The organism is Mycobacterium sp. 852002-30065_SCH5024008 (assembly GCF_001665645.1).
Taxonomy (GTDB): Bacteria; Actinomycetota; Actinomycetes; order Mycobacteriales; family Mycobacteriaceae; genus Mycobacterium; species Mycobacterium paraffinicum.
Map to the genome: position 1 here is coordinate 1 of NZ_LZSZ01000024.1, position 506 is coordinate 506.

General features: G+C 68.4%; 1 protein-coding gene. It reads right to left on the reverse strand.

Annotated elements, in window-relative coordinates; all coding sequences use genetic code 11:
* Positions 1–506: condensation domain-containing protein (locus A5781_RS03230; protein ID WP_197503678.1), on the reverse strand; the 506-nt coding region annotated here is incomplete at both ends.

Below are 506 nucleotides of genomic sequence, written 5' to 3' on the forward strand. Positions count from 1 at the left end.
AAACTGGTCGCATGATGTGCCTGGGCCACCCGGGTGATCTGCTGCTGCAACTGCGCCGGCCACTCGATGGTGAGGCTGGCTCCGTGGTGATCGGCTACCGCCGGATAGGGCCGATCGGTGGGCAGCACCAGGCGTTCGGGCATCCCGGCCAGGGCCTGCTGCCAGTAGGCCAGCTGCCCGCCGATCACACTGTCGGGGTCCTCGAGATCGCCCAGCTGCTCACGCTGCCACAGCGTGTAGTCGGCGTACTGCACCGCCAACGGCACCCACCCAGGGGGCTGACCGGCGCAGCGGGCGGCATAGGCGATGCCCAGATCCTGTATCAGCGGGGTGATCGACCCGCCATCCGCGGCGATATGATGCGCCACGGCCACCAACACATACTCATCTGCGCCGAGCCGGAAAAGCTGGGCCCGCAACGGGATCTCGACGCCCAGATCAACCCGATACCCCGCCACCGCGGCGATGGCATCCTCGAGCCGCTCGGGCAGCCAGCCGCTGGCATC